The organism is Belliella kenyensis, from assembly GCF_022549675.1.
GTDB classification, from domain to species: Bacteria; Bacteroidota; Bacteroidia; order Cytophagales; family Cyclobacteriaceae; genus Belliella; species Belliella kenyensis.
In genome coordinates, this window is sequence record NZ_JAKZGR010000049.1 from 1 (window position 1) to 1,500 (window position 1,500).

At 46.5% G+C, this 1,500-nt stretch carries 1 protein-coding gene; it reads right to left on the minus strand.

Annotated features, from left to right (window positions below; all coding sequences use genetic code 11):
* The coding region (locus tag MM214_RS18875) for an Ig-like domain-containing protein (RefSeq protein ID WP_241297734.1) at positions 1-1,500 on the minus strand (1,500 nt) is incomplete at both ends.

Sequence of the window (1,500 nt, forward strand, 5' to 3'; positions counted from 1 at the left end):
ACTTCACCATCTTCATCTGCACTTAGGGTAGTGATTTCGATAACCTGCCCTTGCTCGAATACCTGCTGATCTGTTGGGGTGATGATGCTGATTGTTGGAGAAACATTCACAGCAGGAGCTTCAGGAGTAGCAGGAGAAGCAGGAGTTTCAGGAGTTTCAGGGATTTCAGGAGCTTCCTCAACTGTTATGTAAACAGGAGTAGAAACCGTCGCAGCCCCTTCATTGTCAGTGGCAATAGCTGTGATGTAATGATTGCCCAGAGGAGCATTGTCCCAGTTGAAGGTAAAAGGCTCAGCCTCCACACTTGCGATCAAAAGGTCATCTGCATAGAAATCTACCTTCACGACTTCACCATCTTCATCCGCACTTAAGGTAGTGATTTCGATTACTTGCCCTTGCTCGAATACCTGCTGATCTGTTGGGGTGATGATGCTGATTGTTGGGGAAACATTCACAGCAGGAGCTTCAGGAGTAGCAGGAGAAGCAGGAGTTTCAGGAGTTTCAGGGATTTCAGGAGCTTCCTCGATTGTTATGAAAATGGGAGTAGAAACCGTCGCAGCCCCTTCATTGTCTGTGGCAATAGCGGTGATGTAATGATTGCCCAGAGGTGCATTGTCCCAGTTGAAGGTAAAAGGCTCAGCCTCCACACTTGCGATCAATAGATCACCTGCATAGAAATCTACCTTCACCACTTCACCATCTTCATCTGCACTTAAGGTAGTGATTTCGATAACCTGCCCTTGCTCGAATACTTGTTGATCTGCTGGAGTGATGATGCTGATTGTTGGAGAAACATTGGCGGCAGGAGCTTCAGGAGCTTCAAGGATTTCAGGAGCTTCCTCGATTGTTATGTAAACAGGAGTAGAAACCGTCGCAGCCCCTTCATTGTCAGTGGCAATAGCAGTGATGTAATGATTGCCCAGAGGTGCATTGTCCCAGTTGAAGGTAAAAGGCTCAGCCTCCACACTTGCCATCAAAAGGTCATCTGCATAGAAATCTACCTTCACCACTTCACCATCTTCATCTGCACTTAGGGTAGTGATTTCAATAACCTGCCCTTGCTCGAATACCTGTTGATCTGTTGGGGTGATGATGCTGATTGTTGGAGAAACATTCACAGCAGGAGCTTCCTCAACTGTTATGTAAACAGAATTAGAAACTGTCGCAGCCCCTTCATTGTCTGTGGCAATAGCTGTGATGTAATGATTGCCCAGAGGTGCATTGTCCCAGTTGAAGGTAAATGGCTCAGCCTCCACACTTGCGATCAATAGATCATCTGCATAGAAATCTACCTTCACCACTTCACCATCTTCATCTGCACTTAAGGTAGTGATTTCGATAACCTGCCCTTGCTCGAATACCTGCTGATCTGTTGGGGTGATGATGCTGATTGTTGGAGAAACATTGGCGGCAGGAGCTTCCTCGATTGTTATGTAAACAGGAGTAGAAACCGTCGCAGCCCCTTCATTGTCTGTGGCAATAGCAGTGATGTAATGATTG